The 14,890-nt window shown below is 67.7% G+C and carries 17 protein-coding genes and 1 pseudogene; 2 read left to right on the forward strand and 16 right to left on the reverse strand.

All coding sequences use genetic code 11. The features are described 5' to 3' along the window. Positions 1–172: 172 nt before the first annotated feature. The 12 genes and pseudogenes from MRS60_RS00245 to MRS60_RS00300 all read right to left on the reverse strand — a co-directional run. Positions 173–1,426: pseudogene (locus tag MRS60_RS00245) on the reverse strand (peptidase domain-containing ABC transporter); the annotation flags it as partial. 40 nt (positions 1,427–1,466) lie between these two features. Then, entirely contained in the window at positions 1,467–2,726 is a 1,260-nt protein-coding gene (locus MRS60_RS00250) for an HlyD family secretion protein (protein WP_034183786.1), read from the reverse strand. Between the two features lie 48 nt (positions 2,727–2,774). Further along, on the reverse strand, positions 2,775–4,106 hold the full coding sequence (locus tag MRS60_RS00255; RefSeq protein WP_243565049.1) for a TolC family outer membrane protein: 1,332 nt from the start codon (positions 4,104–4,106) through the stop codon (positions 2,775–2,777). Between the two features lie 342 nt (positions 4,107–4,448). Further along, positions 4,449–5,231, reverse strand: coding sequence for a flagellar biosynthetic protein FliR (gene fliR, locus MRS60_RS00260; RefSeq protein ID WP_034183788.1), 783 nt, complete (start codon positions 5,229–5,231; stop codon positions 4,449–4,451). A 23-nt stretch (positions 5,232–5,254) separates the two neighbouring features. Continuing rightward, the gene (gene fliQ / locus MRS60_RS00265) at positions 5,255–5,527 is read right to left on the reverse strand and encodes a flagellar biosynthesis protein FliQ (RefSeq protein WP_006401718.1); all 273 of its coding nucleotides are present in this window, start codon (positions 5,525–5,527) and stop codon (positions 5,255–5,257) included. Positions 5,528–5,546: 19 nt separating this feature from the next. After that, positions 5,547–6,308, reverse strand: coding sequence for a flagellar type III secretion system pore protein FliP (gene fliP, locus MRS60_RS00270; protein WP_034183789.1), 762 nt, complete (start codon positions 6,306–6,308; stop codon positions 5,547–5,549). 36 nt (positions 6,309–6,344) lie between these two features. After that, a complete protein-coding gene (fliO, locus tag MRS60_RS00275; RefSeq protein WP_243565050.1) occupies positions 6,345–6,929 on the reverse strand; it encodes a flagellar biosynthetic protein FliO in 585 nt (194 codons plus the stop codon). Beyond that, positions 6,926–7,417: a flagellar motor switch protein FliN gene (fliN, locus tag MRS60_RS00280; RefSeq protein ID WP_034183791.1), complete on the reverse strand. Its 492-nt coding sequence runs from the start codon at positions 7,415–7,417 to the stop codon at positions 6,926–6,928. Before fliN ends, fliO begins: the two co-directional genes overlap by 4 nt. After that, complete coding sequence (fliM, locus tag MRS60_RS00285) at positions 7,410–8,408, reverse strand: flagellar motor switch protein FliM (RefSeq protein WP_034183792.1); 999 nt, start codon at positions 8,406–8,408, stop codon at positions 7,410–7,412. Before fliM ends, fliN begins: the two co-directional genes overlap by 8 nt. Positions 8,409–8,430: 22 nt before the next feature. Continuing rightward, entirely contained in the window at positions 8,431–8,967 is a 537-nt protein-coding gene (fliL, locus tag MRS60_RS00290; RefSeq protein ID WP_051983809.1) for a flagellar basal body-associated protein FliL, read from the reverse strand. Between the two features lie 181 nt (positions 8,968–9,148). After that, positions 9,149–9,871 (reverse strand): LrgB family protein, encoded by a 723-nt coding sequence (locus MRS60_RS00295; RefSeq protein ID WP_034183794.1) that lies wholly within the window; start codon positions 9,869–9,871, stop codon positions 9,149–9,151. 13 nt (positions 9,872–9,884) lie between these two features. Then, the gene (locus tag MRS60_RS00300) at positions 9,885–10,361 is read right to left on the reverse strand and encodes a CidA/LrgA family protein (RefSeq protein WP_034183795.1); all 477 of its coding nucleotides are present in this window, start codon (positions 10,359–10,361) and stop codon (positions 9,885–9,887) included. Positions 10,362–10,501: 140 nt separating this feature from the next. Between MRS60_RS00300 and MRS60_RS00305 the strand changes: the two genes are divergently transcribed. After that, positions 10,502–11,428, forward strand: coding sequence for a LysR family transcriptional regulator (locus MRS60_RS00305; protein WP_034183796.1), 927 nt, complete (start codon positions 10,502–10,504; stop codon positions 11,426–11,428). 19 nt (positions 11,429–11,447) lie between these two features. Here the strand turns inward: MRS60_RS00305 and MRS60_RS00310 are convergent, their stop codons facing one another. From MRS60_RS00310 to MRS60_RS00325, 4 genes are all read right to left on the reverse strand, one after another. Further along, positions 11,448–11,834: a type II toxin-antitoxin system VapC family toxin gene (locus MRS60_RS00310; protein WP_034183797.1), complete on the reverse strand. Its 387-nt coding sequence runs from the start codon at positions 11,832–11,834 to the stop codon at positions 11,448–11,450. Next, a complete protein-coding gene (locus MRS60_RS00315) occupies positions 11,831–12,079 on the reverse strand; it encodes a type II toxin-antitoxin system Phd/YefM family antitoxin (protein ID WP_060364783.1) in 249 nt (82 codons plus the stop codon). The genes MRS60_RS00310 and MRS60_RS00315 overlap by 4 nt, the downstream gene beginning before the upstream one ends. A gap of 114 nt (positions 12,080–12,193) precedes the next feature. Next, positions 12,194–13,756 carry a DHA2 family efflux MFS transporter permease subunit gene (locus MRS60_RS00320; RefSeq protein WP_105390354.1) on the reverse strand — a complete coding sequence of 521 codons (1,563 nt, stop codon included), beginning with the start codon at positions 13,754–13,756 and terminating at the stop codon, positions 12,194–12,196. A 177-nt stretch (positions 13,757–13,933) separates the two neighbouring features. Further along, positions 13,934–14,422, reverse strand: coding sequence for a MarR family winged helix-turn-helix transcriptional regulator (locus MRS60_RS00325; RefSeq protein ID WP_034183800.1), 489 nt, complete (start codon positions 14,420–14,422; stop codon positions 13,934–13,936). A gap of 174 nt (positions 14,423–14,596) precedes the next feature. On the opposite strand from MRS60_RS00325, the gene MRS60_RS00330 reads away from it, so the two are divergent. Beyond that, the gene (locus MRS60_RS00330; RefSeq protein WP_243565051.1) at positions 14,597–14,881 is read left to right on the forward strand and encodes a multidrug ABC transporter ATPase; all 285 of its coding nucleotides are present in this window, start codon (positions 14,597–14,599) and stop codon (positions 14,879–14,881) included. The last annotated feature ends 9 nt before the right edge of the window (positions 14,882–14,890 follow it).

The following is a 14,890-nucleotide window of genomic DNA, read 5'->3' on the forward strand; positions in this document are numbered from 1 at the left end:
CCTTCGCTTCCATGTCGGCTTCGGCGTCGGTCAGCACGATGTCGGCGAGCCGCTCGCCGTGCAGCCGCAGCATCCGGAAATCGATCACCGTGCCGATCAGGCCCGCGCCGCGCGCCATGAACTGATCGGCAAAGCTGACGAACGCGACCAGCATCCCCGCCGAGAACTGCCCGTCGATCACCTGTTTCGCGGCCAGCCACACGAGCGCCACGCGGCCCGCGCCGGAGATCACGCCCTGCAGCGTCGAGAAGCCGATCGACAGCCGCTGGATCACGACGTTCTTGTTGGTCGTCTCGACCACGGCATTCGCATAGGTCGCCACGCGCGCCTCCTGCTTGTTCGCGAGCTTGATCGCCTGCACGCCGCGGATCGACTCGAGCAGGTTCGATTCCGCGCGGGCCGCGTACACGATGTGTTCCTCGTTCGCCTGCCGGAACGGCCGGTATGCGAGCCAGCGGATCGCGCCGTACGCGGCGAACAGCCCGAGCACGAGCCACGTGAGCGTCGGGCTGTAGACGAACAGCATCGCGAGCGTGACGATCGCCATCGCGCCGTCGAGCAGCGCACCGACGAATTGCGTCGTGAGCGTGCCCTGGATCGTGCCGATCGCGCCGAACCGCGACACGACGTCGCCGATGTGGCGCTGCTCGAAGTACGTCATCGGCAGCCTGAACAGGTGCGAGCAAACGTTTGCCGTCCACTGCACGCCAAGCAGGCTCGAGAACCACGTGACGACCCACGAGCGCAGCGCCGCGACTGCGTTCTGGAACAGCACGACGAGCAGGAAGCCGATGCCGAGCAGCGTCAGCAGATCGGCATCGGCCGACACGAGCACCTGGTCCATCACCCACTGCATGTAGAACGGCGTGACGATGCCGAACACCTCGAGCGCGACCGACAGCAGCAGCACCTGCGCGAATGCCGCGCGGATGCCGGTGACGCCGCCGATGAGCGTCGCCATCGAGATCGATTCGCGCTCGCGCGCCCGCGCGAACGACGGCGACGGCATCAGCTCCAGCGCGACGCCCGTGAAGTGGTCGGACACCTCGGCAAGCGGCACGTCGCGCACGCCGCGCGCGGGATCGTGGATCGTGATCCCGCTGCGCGACACCGACTTCAGCACGACGAAGTGATTCATGTCCCAGTGCAGGATGCACGGGCGCCGCAGCTTGCCGAGCTCGTCGAGTTCGAGTCGCAGCGCGCGCGACGCGAGGCCGAGCCGGTAGGCCATCAGCATCACGTCGTTGAGCGTCGCCCCTTTCAGCGACGGGCTGAAGCGTCTGCGCAGGCTGACGAGGTCGAGATCGCGGCCGTGATAGCTCGCGATCATCCCGACGCACGCGAGCCCGCACTCGGCCGCCTGCGTCTGCAGCATCACGGGCAGGCGGCGGCGCCAGCCGAATTGCAGGGCATCCATCCATTTCATCGTTCAACAGGCTCCATAGCGAATCGAATGCGCGGGGCGTTCATGCCGACGCGCGGCGGCCGAGCGCGTACAGCGGCTCGAGCACCCACTCGATCAGCCGGCGCTGGTCGATCAGCACGTCGGCCTCGAGCGCCATCCCGGGTCGCAGCGTTTCGCGCTTGCCGTACGCGACGATGTCCTGGCGATCGAGCGCGACGACCACGCGGTACAGCTGCTCGGGCACGTTGGTGCGCCCGGTGAGGTTCGCGACCTCCTGAGGCGACAGCGCGGTGCGCGACACGTCGGTCACGCGGCCGAACTGCTGGCCGAATTTCTGGAACGGGTAGGCCTCGTAGCGGAGCACGACGCGCGCGCCGGTGCGCACGAAGCCGATCGCGCGGCTCGGCACCATCAATTGCGCCTCGAGCAATGCGCCCTGCGGCAGCAGCGACACGACCGACTGGCCCGCGTTGACGACCTGCCCCGGTTTCGCGAGCAGCGTCGCAACGACGCTCGCCTGAGGTGCGCGCAGAATCACCGCGCGGCGCGCCTCGTTTTCGGCGATCGACTGGTCGACGTCGGCGAGCTTGCGCTCGATGTCGTTCTGCTGATTGCGGGTATTGAGCGGCAATTCGCGCAGTTGCTGGCGGATCTGGTCGAGCTGCTGCTCGACGTCGAGCCGCTGGCGCGCGAGATCCTGCAGCCGCGCCTGCGCATCGAGCAGCGCGGCTTCCTGCTGCTCGACCTGGCTGTTCGACGCGTAGCCCTGCTCGCGCATCGACTGCAGCTTGCCGAGCTGCCGCTGCGCGAGTTCGGCCTGGCGCGTGCGCTGCGTCTTCTGCAGCGCGATCTGAGCGAGCTGGTCGTTCAGCGCCGCGGTGCGTGCATGCAGCCCGCGTTTCGCCTCGCCGCTCAGTTGCGACTGGCTCGCGAGATCGGTCTCGAGGCGCGCACGCTGAAGATCCAGCTGTTCGCGGACCCGCTCGCGCGTGCCGCCGAGCTCGGTCGCGACTTCGGCCGACACGGCCATCAGCTCGGCGCCGGCCGCGACGGTCTGCCCCTCGCGCACGCGCGTGTCGATCACCGTGCCCGTCAGCGGCGGGATGATGGCCAGCAGCCCTTTCGCGGGCAGCAGCTGGCCGGCGACGCGCTCGCGCTTGGTGTAGGTACCGAGCACGAAGAACGCGACGACCGCAAGCGCCGCAGCCGTCGCGACACCGATCGTCAGCCAGCGCCACGGCGGCGAATACAGGCTGACCGTGCCCATCAGCTTGTGCTTGGTCGCGTCGAGCGCTTCCTGACGGAACAGCGAATCAGTCATGTGTCGCTACCGGTGGGATCGAATGGAGGGAGACGGAATCGCGCATGGTCAGCCTGCCGGGCGGCATGCAATCGCGGCGACGTCCGCTTCGCCGAGCGTGCCGAGCGCGGCCGACAGTTGCAGCCGTGCGCGCAGATAGCGATAGCGCGCGTCCGCGAGATCGCGGATCGCCTCGAAATAGCGCTGCTGCGCGTTGAGTTCGTCGATCTGCGTGCGCAGCCCGACCTCGCGGCCCAGGTGGGTCGACTTCACCTTGCTGTCGGCCGACGCGAGCGCGCGCTCCTGCGCGCGGATCAGCGCGAGGCCGTTGGTGATGCCGAGATAGGCGGCACGGGCGCGCTCGCGGGCCTTGCGGCGTGCATCCTCGAGCGCGTCGCGTGCCTGGTCGCGCCGCCTGTAGGCTTCGCGGCTCGCCGACAGCGGGCCGCCGCCGGCGAACAGCGGGATCGTGACCGTCACGCCGATCATCGACGAACGGGTTTTCGACGTCGTGCCGAACACCGAGTCGAGCCCGTTCTCGTTGGCGCCGCGGCTCCAGTTCGTGCCATAGCTCGCCTGCAGGTTCACGACCGGCAGGTGCGCGCCCGTCGCGGCGACGATGTCGGCCTGCGACTGGTCGAGCTGCTTGCCGGCGATCCGCACGTCGACGTTGTCGCGCGTCGCACCGTCCATCGCGGTCGCTAGATCGGCCGGTGCGGCCGGTGTCGCACATTGCCACGAGATCGGCGCCAGCTCGGCCGCCGTCAGCCCGGTGATCCGCTGCAGCGTGCCGCTCGCGACCGCCAGATCCGTTTGCGCGCCGACCGTGCGCGCCAGTGCTTCGTCGAGATTCGCGCGCGCCTCGTCGACGTCGGTGCGCGTGCCGTCGCCGATCCGCAGCGCAGCCTGCGCCTGGTCGAGTTGCTTGCTGAACGCCTGCTGTGCGGCTTCGGCAGCCTGCAGCACTTCGCGTCCGTACAGGACGTCGAAATAGGCGTTGGCGACGTCGTTGATCAGCGTTTGTGCGGCCTTCTCGTACTCGATGTCCGCTTGGTCGGCAAGCGTGCCGCCACGCTTGAAATCGGCGACGCGCGACACATCGAACAGCGGCTGGGTGACGGTTGCGGAAGCGCTGTGACGGCGGACCGCTGCCGCATACGCCGCAGTGGGCTGGTCCTGCTTCGTGTAGTTGCCGGTGAGTTCCGCGCGTGGCAGCAGCCCGGCAAGACCCTGCCAGCGTTTCTCGCGACCGGCGAGCTGCGCGTTGCGAGCCGCGCCGATGCCCGCATCGAAGCGCCGCGCCGCGTTCACCGCGTCGAGCAGGTCGGCCGCATGCACCGGCCATGCGGCGCCGAGCCAGCCGAGAACGGCCACCAGCCGGAAGGATCGTGTCGAAATCATCTGCCTGTATGCGCCGCTGCATGTCGGTCGCAAGAACCGCGGCGAGGTTACGCCGCAAAGCAGGGGATTATTCAGTCATGCGTGACGGCACGATATCGCCGTTTGTCCAATTTTCGGCTGGTACCGGCGGAGCCGCGAAGGGCGGAATGCGACGGAGCACCGAACGGGGATACCGGCTCGCTGCGCAAAGCACAGGTATGCGCAGCGCTGCAAAAAGGGGAACGCCGAGGAAGTCAGGCCGGAGCGAAATGCGGCCACCAGCTAACGAATCGACAGTTTGACAAGCTAGTCGGTTGCGACGGCAGCGGGTGAGCGCAGCAGAAAGCGGGGGAGAGCGGCGCGTCAGCGCCAGCCGAGCAGCACACGCCCCATCGCATCCAGCCCCATGTCGAACAGGTGCGACACGAACGGCACGAGGTTCGGCACCATCAGCTGCACGAGCAGCAGCCCGACCAGCATCGTCACGGGAAAGCCGACCTGGAACACGCCGATCTGCGGCGCCGCGCGGTTCAGGATGCCGAGCGCAAGGTTCGCGATCAAGAGCGCCGAGACCACCGGCAGCGCGAGCAGCAGCCCCATCTCGAACACGGTCGCGCCGAATGCGGCAAGCGTGCGCCAGCCGGGCGCGTGCAGCAGATCGGCCGACACCGGCAGCGACTGGAACGATGCGGCGAGCGCGGCGAACACCTGCAGATGGCCGTCCACCGCGAGGAACGCGAGCATCGCGACCGCGTTCAGGAAGCGCCCCATCACGGGCGTCGCGCCGCTCGTGTGCGGATCGAAGAAGGTCGCGAAGCCGAGGCCCATCGACAGCCCGATGAAGTCGCCGGCCGCCTCGACGGCCGCGAACACGAGCTGCATCGTGAAGCCCATCGCGACGCCGATCAGGAACTGCGTGACGACGATCCAGATCCCCTGCGCGGAGAATACGGTGACGTCCGGCATCGCGCCGAGCGTCGGCGCGACGACCAGTGCCATGAACGCCGCGACGCCGATCTTCACGCGCACGGGCACCGCCGCGTGACCGACGACGGGCGCGGTCGCGACGAGCGCGAGCATCCGCACGAACGGCCACAGGAAGGCGGTGAGCCAGCCGTTGAGCTGCGCGTAGGTAACCGAGAACATCGCCGCCGGGCGTTAAGCGCGCCTCAGCCGGCGCCGAGCGTCGCGACGTGCAGCAGCGTCTGCCGCAGGTAGTCGAGCATCGTCGTCAGCATCCACGGGCCGGCGATCACGAGCGTCGCGGCGACCGCGAGCAGCTTCGGGATGAACGACAGCGTCGCCTCGTTGATCTGCGTCGCGGCCTGGAACAGGCTCACGACGAGGCCGACCGCGAGCGCGACCAGCAGCAGCGGAGCAGCGAGCAGCAGGCCGACCATCATCGCCTGGTGCGCGAGGGTCATCACTTGTTCGGGCGTCATTGCGCGATTCCTCCGTTGCTCACGTGAAGCTCTGCGCGAGCGAGCCGATCAGCAATTGCCAGCCGTCGACCAGCACGAACAGCATCAGCTTGAACGGCAGCGACACGGTGGACGGCGACACCATCATCATCCCCATCGACATCAGCACGCTCGCGACGACCATGTCGATGATCAGGAACGGGATGAAGACCGTGAAGCCGATCTGGAAACCCGTCTTCAGCTCGCTCGTGACGAACGCGGGCACCAGCAGCGACAGCGGCACGTCCTCGGGCCCCTGCATCGGCGCGGCCTTCGAGATCTTCGCGAACAGCGCGAGATCGGTCTCGCGGGTCTGCTTCAGCATGAAGGTCTTGAACGGCGCGATGCCGCGCTGCACGGCCTGCTCCATCGGCATCGTGCCGTCGGAGAACGGCTTGTAGCCGTCGTTGTACGCACGGTCGAGCACCGGCGACATCACGAAGAAGGTGAGGAACATCGCGAGGCCGACGAGCACCTGGTTCGGCGGCGTCGTCGCGGTGCCGAGCGCCTGGCGCAGCAGCGACAGCACGATGATGATGCGCGTGAAGCTCGTCATCATCAACACCATCGCCGGCAGGAACGACAGCATCGTGAGCAGCAGCATCGTCTGCACGCTCAGCGAATAGGTGGTGCCGCCGTGCGGGCCCGGGCTCGCGTTGAACGCGGGCAGGCCGTTCGCCTGCGCGTACGCGAGCGCAGGGGCGACGCAGAGGATCAGCACGGGCGCGAAGCGCGCCGCGCGACGCAGGAATTCGTGTTTCATCGGAAGGCGGGAACGGAAAGAGGGCGCGGCGCCATGTCAGCGGTCCTTGCCGCGACCGAGCCGCTTCGCGGCTTCGCCCGCGAGCGCGTCGCGAAACCGCGAACCGAACGTGCCGGGCAGGCCGCCTTCGGACGGGGCGGCGCCGGCGGGTGCGTCGGCCGAACCCGATGCCGCGGCGGCGGTTGCCGCCGCCGGGCCGGCCGGCAGCGTGTGCAGCAGCCGCACGTTGCCCGGCGCGACGCCGAGCACGAGCCAGGTGTCGCCGATCTCGACGATCGTCGCGCTTTCCTTCGCGCCGAGCCCGACGCTCGACACGACCTTCAGCGGGCCGCCGCGCCGCGCGGGCTGGAAACCGAAGCGGCGCGCGAGCCACGCGCACGCGAATACGAGACCGATCACGACCGCGAGCCCGACGAGCGTCTGCAACACCGCGCCGATGCCGAGCGACGGCGCGGCCGAGCCGACCGTCACGCTCGACGCGATCGAACCGGCGTGGTTCACCGCGTTCATGTCGGCGGCGACGGCAGGCGCGCTGGCGAGCGACACGAAAAGCGAAGCGGCGACGGCAGGCGCCGCCGCGATCGCGATACGCGCGCGGCGGCCGGGCTTCACGACGTTCACCGGTTCAGCTTCCGGATGCGTTCGGCCGGCGTGATGATGTCGGTCAGGCGGATGCCGAACTTGTCGTTGACGACCACCACCTCGCCCTGCGCGATCAGGCAGCCGTTCACGAGCACGTCCATCGGCTCGCCCGCCATGCCGTCCAGCTCGACCACCGAGCCCTGCGCGAGCTGCAGCAGGTTGCGGATCGCGATCTTCGTGCGGCCGAGCTCCACGGTCATCTTGACCGGGATGTCGAGGATCATCTCGATGTCGTTGTGCGTCGAGTTCGCCGCGGCCTTCGACAGCGGCTGGAACACGCCGGCGCCCGTCGCGCCCGCCTGCACCGGCTGATGGTTCTGCTCGGCAAGCGCGGCGGCCCAATCGTCCAGGCCCTGTTCCTCTTCCGCAGCGGCCGGTGCCGCCTGCGCGTCGGCGGCCGATGCCGCGAGGGCCGCATCGGCGATGGCTTGCACGTCGTCCTCGGGCGTCTGGTTCAGCTCACTCATATCCACCTTCCTTCATCGAATCGCCCGCGCTGATCATCTTCTGCACGCGCAACGCATATTGACCATTGAAAATTCCGTAGCCGCACTCCATCACCGGCACGCCGTCGACCTTCGCGGTGATCGTGTCGGCGATTTCCAGCGGCAGCACGTCGCCCGCGCGCAGGTTCAGGATCTTCTCGAACGTCGACGGGATCTCGGCAAGATTCGCGCACAGCTCGACTTCGGCGGCCTGCACCTGCTGCGACAGCACGCGCACCCAGCGGCGGTCGACTTCGAGCGCCTCGCCCTGGATCGGCGAACTGAGCACGTCGCGGATCGGCTCGATCATCGAGTACGGCATGCAGATGTGCAGCGTGCCGCCCGTCGGCCCGAACTCGATCGAGAACTGCGTGACGATCACGATCTCGTTCGGCGTCGCGACGTTCGCGAACTGCGTGTGCATCTCCGAGCGCACGAATTCGAACTGCAGCGGCCGCACGCTCTTCCATGCGGTCGCGTAGTGCTCGAACACGAGGTTCAGCAGCTTGCCGATGATCCGCTGCTCGGTGGCCGTGAAATCGCGGCCTTCGACGCGCGTGTGAAAACGCCCGTCGCCGCCGAACAGGTTGTCGACGACGAAGAACACGAGGTTCGGGTCGAACACGAACAGCGACGTGCCGCGCAGCGGTTTCACGTGCACCAGGTTCAGGTTCGTCGGAATCGGCAGGTTGCGGGTGAACTCGCTGTACTTCTGCACCTTCACCTGGCTCACGGAGATTTCGGCCGTGCGCCGCATGAAGTTGAAGATGCCGATCCGCAGCAAGCGCGCGAAGCGGTCGTTGATGATCTCGAGGCCGGGCATCCGGCCGCGGACGATTCGCTCCTGCGTCGCGATGTTGTAGGGGCGGACGCCCGATGTGTCGCGCAGCTCGTCGACTGAATCGGTTTCGCCCGTGACGCCCTTGAGGAGGGCATCGACCTCCTCCTGGGACATGAACTCCTGGTGGCCCATGCGCGCTCCTTTCGCGGCCGCGTTACTGGACGACGAATTCGGTAAACAACACGTCGTCGACCTTCGCGCGCTGGTTGCCCGGCTGCGTCGGCTGCTCGATCAGTTCCCGCAGTTCCTTCGAGAGCGAACGTTTGCCGTCCGGCGTCGCGAGATCCTCGGGATGCTTGTTCGACAGCGCGAGCAGGATCCGGCTGCGGATCTCCGGCATCCGCGCGGTCAGTTGCTCCTGCGCCTTCGGGTCGGTGAGCTTCAGCGACAGGCCGACGCGCAGGTAGTGCTGCGCGCCGTCGTCCGACTGCAGGTTCACGGTCAGCGGGTCGAGCGGGAAGAATACCGGCGCGGCTAGCGGCGGCGGCTCGGCGGGCGCGCTCGCATGGCCGACGCCTTCCTTGCTCAGGAACACGTACATGCCGCCGGCTGCGGCGGCGGCCGCGCCCAGCGCGATGACGGCGATGAGCGCGATGCGCTTGAACTTGCCGGAGGAAGCCGGCTTGTCGGCGGTCGGGTTTGCGGTCGTGGAGGCCATGTGAATGCGTGCGTGATGTCTCGTAGCATGCATTGTTCGGCATCCGGGCCGAGCCCGATGGGCGGAAAAGAGGGGGGATTTGCGGCTATCTCAGCCGATTGTCGGCCGGCGCGGCCCGATGCAGGGTGGGAGCAGCGGCGGAAGGCCGTCATTCAGGGCGCGGCCGGGGGTGGCCCGGCACGACCGGCAGGCGCCGGCCGCCCGGCGCGGGTGCTCAGATCGGCAGCAGCGTCAGCAGCGGCGCGATCAGTACCATCGCGACGCCGGCGATCATCATCGTGAGGCTCGACACGACGCCTTCTTCGCTGCCGATCTCGCGCGCCTTCGCGGTGCCCACGCCGTGGGCGGCCGCGCCGAACAGCGCGCCGCGCGCGAGCCGCGTGCGCATCGGCACGAGCGCGAGCACGATCTCGCCGAGCAGCATCCCGCAGATGCCGGTCGCGATCACGAACAGGGCCGTGAGGTCCTTCGGCGCGTGGATCTTGTCCGACACGGCGAGCGCGAACGGCGTCGACACCGAGCGCGTCATCAGCGAGCGCTGCAGTTCGGGCGACAGGTGCAGCAGCTTCGCGAGCAGCAGCGACCCGCACACGCCCGCGCCGATCCCGACCGCGACGCCGACCGACAGCGACAGCCAGTGCCGGCGGATCAGGTCCCGATATTCATAGATCGGCACCGCGAACGCGATCGTCGCCGGGCCGAGCAGCCACATCAGCCAGCGCGTGTCGCGGAAATAGACCGAGTACGGGATGCCGGTCAGCAAGACGAGCAGCACCAGCACGCCCGGCACGAACACGAGCGGCGAGAACAGCAGCGTCTTCCTGTACGCGTAGAGCCGCTTCGACACGAAATACAGCACGACCGTCAGCACGAAGCAGCCGAACGAGATCGCGGTATTCACCTTGTCGGCGGACAGGTTCGACAGCAAGGCAGGCATGCGCGGCTCCGGCTCAGTGGGCGGACACGGCGCTCAGGCGCGCACGGCGGCGTTCGGCGAACACGCGCTGCGCGGCGAGCCGGCGTTCGAGCTTCGCGGCGAGGTCGACCGCGACGGCCACCGCGACCATCACGAACGCGGTGCCCGCGAGCATCACCAGCGCGATGCGCCAGCCGTCCTCGCGGAACAGCCCGCCGTACTGGACGGCCGCGACGGCGGCCGGCACGAAGAACAGCAGCATGTCGGACAGCAGCCAGTTCGCGCCGTCCTTCACCCACGCGGGCGCGACGCGGCCCGAGAACAGCAGCACGAGGAGCACCGCGAGGCCGATCACGCCGGACGGGATCGGCAGCCCGACCGTGCGCACGGCCCAGTCGACCGCCAACCACAGCGCGCCGAGCGCGGCGGCTTGCAGCGCGATCCGGCCGGTGCGCGTCATGCTGCCCGAAGCGGCGGGGCGGGCGGCGGCAGTAGCGGTCGGCTTGGTCATGGCAGGCTCCATACAGATATTCCGTTGATGATGTGAGTATAGGGTTTCCCCTAACCATAAATAAAATGACTTGTCTCTATCCTTTACATTCCAATTCGGAATTCGGTTTGCAACCGTTGCACCAATGTGGGGAGTTTTCGATGGAATTGCGCGCGCTGCGGTACTTCGTCGAGGTGGTCCGCCAGCAGAGCTTCACCGCGGCGGCCGACAAGCTGTTCGTGACCCAGCCGACCATCAGCAAGATGGTGAAGGCGCTCGAGGACGAGATCGGTTCGCCGCTGTTGCTGCGCGACGGCCGGCAGATGGTGCTGACCGACGCGGGGCGGATCGTGTTCCAGCGCGGCCAGGACGTGCTCGCCGCGCAGGCGCAGCTGCAGTCGGAGCTGAACGATCTCGGCACGCTCGGACGCGGCGAGCTGACGATCGGCATCCCGCCGCTCGGCGGTTCGCTGTTCACGCCGATCATCGCCGCGTACAAGCAGCGCTATCCGAACATCGAGCTGAAGCTGTTCGAGCAGGGCGCGCGGATGATCGAGGCGGCGCTGATGTCGGGCGAACTGGAGCTGGGCGGGCTGCTGGAGCCGGTCGATCCGGCCGTGTTCGAGCGGCTGCCGATGGTGCGCGCGCCGCTGTGGCTCGTCGCGCCGCGCGAGTCGCGCTGGGAGGATCAAGCGACCGTGCCGCTCGCGGATCTCGCGCGCGAGTCGTTCGTGTTCTATGCGGAAAGCCTCGCGCTGCACGACGCGGTGCTCGACGCGTGCAGGAAGGCCGGCTTCACGCCGTCGATCGTGAGCCGCAGCGGCCATTGGGATTTCATGGCCGCGCTCGTGCATGCGGGCGTCGGCATCGCGCTGCTGCCGGAGCCGTACTGCCGGCGGCTCGACGCGGGGCAGTTCACGTGCCGGCCGATCGTCGAGCCGGAGATCACTTGGGCGATCGCGCTCGGCTGGCTGAAGAAGGGGTATCTGTCGCACGCGGCGCGCGCGTGGCTGGAAGTGGCACGGGCGACGCTGCCCGTCGCGCCCGTCGACGATCTCGCGTTCGGCGGGTTGCGGGCGAGGGAGTGACGACCGGACGTGGGGACGATCAGACGTGCTGGACGGGGCCCGGATACCGGGCGACGGTGTGATCGTGCGTGAGCAGGGTGATGCCCTCGGAAATCGCCTGCGCGATCAGCAGGCGATCGAACGGGTCGCGATGCACCGGCGGTAGCTGCTCGACGGCGAGGACGTGTGCGCTCGTGATCGGCAGCTCCACATAGCCGGCGTCGAGCAGATTGCGGCGAAGTACATGCGGCTCGACCTGGAAATCGTCACGGTCCAGCCCACGCTTGATGACGATCTCCCAAAGACTCGCCACGCTGAAGAGCAGGGTATGGGCGGAATCCTCGATGAGCGCACGGGCGCGGCCCGGCAGTTCCGCCGCGTCGGCGGCGGCCCAGAGGATCAAATGGGTATCGAGCAACAGCTTCACGCGTCGCCCTCGAACAGTTTCCGGATGTCGTCCCCGCCCATCGAGTCGAAATCGTCCGGGACGCGAATCTGTCCCTTCATGAAACCGATCCGGCTCGGCGGAGCCGGTTCCCGCGTATCGATCGGCACCACCTTGACAAGCGGCTTGCCGGCTTTTGCGATCACGAACGGTTCACCGGCATGGACGGCTTCGTCGATCAGGCGCGATAGATTCGTCTTCGCGTCGTGCATGTTGTAGGTCTGCATGGCATCCCCAATTAAACTAAGTTTAACAACAATTCGGGCTTAGTTTAATTGAGCAGTGAGATCTGCGCAATCAGCCGGAAGATCTAGGACACACGCCGCTGCGCCATGCCGCCATCAATGCCCCATCGCCGGCCCCGCGCCCTTCCTCGGCTTCGTGATCCACACGAGCGCCGCGAGCGCGATGAACATCACCGCCGACAGGTGGAAGAAGTCGTTGGTCGCCATCATGAAGCCCTGCTGCGTGACGAGCTGGTTGAGCTGCGCATTGGCCGTCTGCCCGACGATGCCGAGCTGCGCGAGCGCGCCCTGGTAGTCGGTCGTGTTCTGCGTGTAGACGCTCACCGATTCCGACAGCCGTGCATGGTGGTAGATCGCGTCGTTTTCCCAGAACGTCGAGCTGGCCGCGGTGCCGATCGCGCCCGACAGCGTGCGCAGGAAGTTCGACAGCCCCGACGCGCTCGCGAGCCGCTCGTCGGAGATGCTCGACAGCGTGATCGTCGTCATCGGCACGAAGAAGCACGCGACGCCGATCCCCTGCACGAGCCGCGGCAGGATCACGTGGTTGAACGGCACGTCGAGCGTAAACGTCGCGTTCCACAGCGACACGCCCGCGAACACGATGAACGCGAAACTCGCGACCATCCGCAGGTCGAGCCGGTGCATGTTGCGGCCGATCAGCGGTGACAGCACCAGCGCGAGCAGCCCGACCGGCGCGGTCGCGAGGCCGGCCTTGCCGGCCGTGTAGCCCATCACCGTCTGCAGCCACAGCGGGAAGATCACGACCGAGCCGAAGAACGCCATGAAGCCGAACGAGATGATCAGTGCGCCGAGCGCGAAGTTGCGGTCCTTGAACAGCGACAGGTCGACCACCGGCTCCTTCTCGGTCGCCTCCCACACGAGCATGAACGCGAGCGACACGACCGCGATCAGCGCGAGCGCGACGATGAACGACGAGTTGAACCAGTCGCGGTCCTTGCCGAGGTCGAGCATCATCTGCAGGCACGACACGCCGATCACGAGCAGCGCGAGGCCGACCGCGTCGATCCGCTGCTTCGACGTCTTCGTCTCGCGGCCGCGCAGCAGGAAGTACGCGCAGGTCGCCGAGAACACGCCGATCGGCAGGTTGATGTAGAAGATCCACGGCCACGTGTAGTTGTCGCTGATCCAGCCGCCCAGCAGCGGGCCGAAGATCGGCGCGACGATCACCGTCATCGCCCATAGCCCGAGCGCGAGCCCGCGCTTCGCGGGCGGGTAGCTGCGCATCAGGATCGTCTGCGACAGCGGCACCATCGGCCCCGACACGAGGCCCTGCAGCAGCCGGAACGCGATCAGCGTCTCGAAGTTGGTCGCGAGGCCGCACAGCGCCGACGCGACCGTGAACGCGAGCACCGACAGCGTAAACAGCCGCACCTCGCCGACCCGCCGCGCGAGCCAGCCGGTCAGCGGCACCGCGATCGCGGACGCGACCGAATATGACGAGATCACCCACGTGCCTTCGCTCGTCGCGACGCCGAGGCTGCCCGAGATGGTCGGCACCGCGACGTTCGCGATCGACGTGTCGAGCACTTCCATGAAGGTGCCGAGCGCGAGCCCGACGGTGAGCAGCGCGAGCGCGCCGCCGGTCAGCGGCGCGGGTTCGGCGGCGGGGGAGGCGGCGGATGCCGTGGTGGCGGACATCGGAATCTCCTAGACGCGGCGCGCGCGACGCGCCGGCACAACGCACGGGTGCGCGACGCGGCGCAGCCCGGCCGGGTGGAACGGATCAGGAAAGAAACGCAGCACGTGCCTTGTCATCTTCTGCCCAGACAGAGAAATAAACGAATGCTTAACCTACACATGAGGCCTCCGCGCGCATCAGCAGTCCGGTTCGTCGGGCTTCGGGCAACCGGTCGTGCCGGGCCCGTTGGCGATGAAGCGCTGCAACAGGCCGGTGAGCGTCGCGAGTTCGTCGGCCGAGAAACCGTCGAGCTGCGCGTTGAGCGCGGTCGCGATCAGCGACGGCAGCGCGCGGGCCGCATCGGCGCCGCGCTCGGTCAGCGTCAGCTCGATCATCCGGCGGTCCTGCTCGCTGCGCGAACGCGCGACCAGCCCCTTGCGTTCGAGCCGGTCGAGCATGCGCGTCATCGAACCGCTGTCGTACGACATCTTGCGGGACAGCTCGAACGGCGTGCGCGCATAACCTCGCGACAGCAGCAGGATCACGCCGATCTGCTGTGCGGTGAGGTCGAGCGGCTCGAGCGCGCGATCCATCCGCTCGACGAGCGCCTGCTTCGCCTTCGACAGGTAATAGCCGAGGCTCGTTTCCAGCGCGATGTTCTCGGGATCGTAGAGGCCGCCGGTCATACGATTGCGCACGCAGCAATAGTGCGTTTCAGGTTAAAACGCGCCCAGTATCTTGAAAAATGATTGCTTAGTCAATATTATTTGAGGCAACCAGTTACGACGTGCATGTTGCACTGCCGGAGACTATGTTCTGACCGATTCGCCCGCGCTGCCGGGCACCCGAGGATGTTCGCGATGCTGTTCCTGAAAAATGCCGCCGGCGCGCTGCGCCGCAACCTGACCGATACCGCTCATCATGTGTTTTCCGGGCCGCACCGCGGTTGGAAGATCGCGCTGTACGTGACGATGCTGGTCGTGCCGGGCGGCTCGCTCGCGGCGCTCGGGTTCGCATGGTTCGATCATCGCCGGCAGCGCAATGTGAAGGGCGGCGCACGCCGCACGAGCCAGCCGGCCGCGGCGGAGCCGTCGTCATGGCGGCCCGCCACCGAGCCCGTCCCGGTGCCCGTGCGGTGCCACTGACGTCGCGTC

The sequence above is a fragment of the Burkholderia pyrrocinia genome (genome assembly GCF_022809715.1).
In the GTDB taxonomy this organism is placed as follows: Bacteria; Pseudomonadota; Gammaproteobacteria; order Burkholderiales; family Burkholderiaceae; genus Burkholderia; species Burkholderia pyrrocinia_C.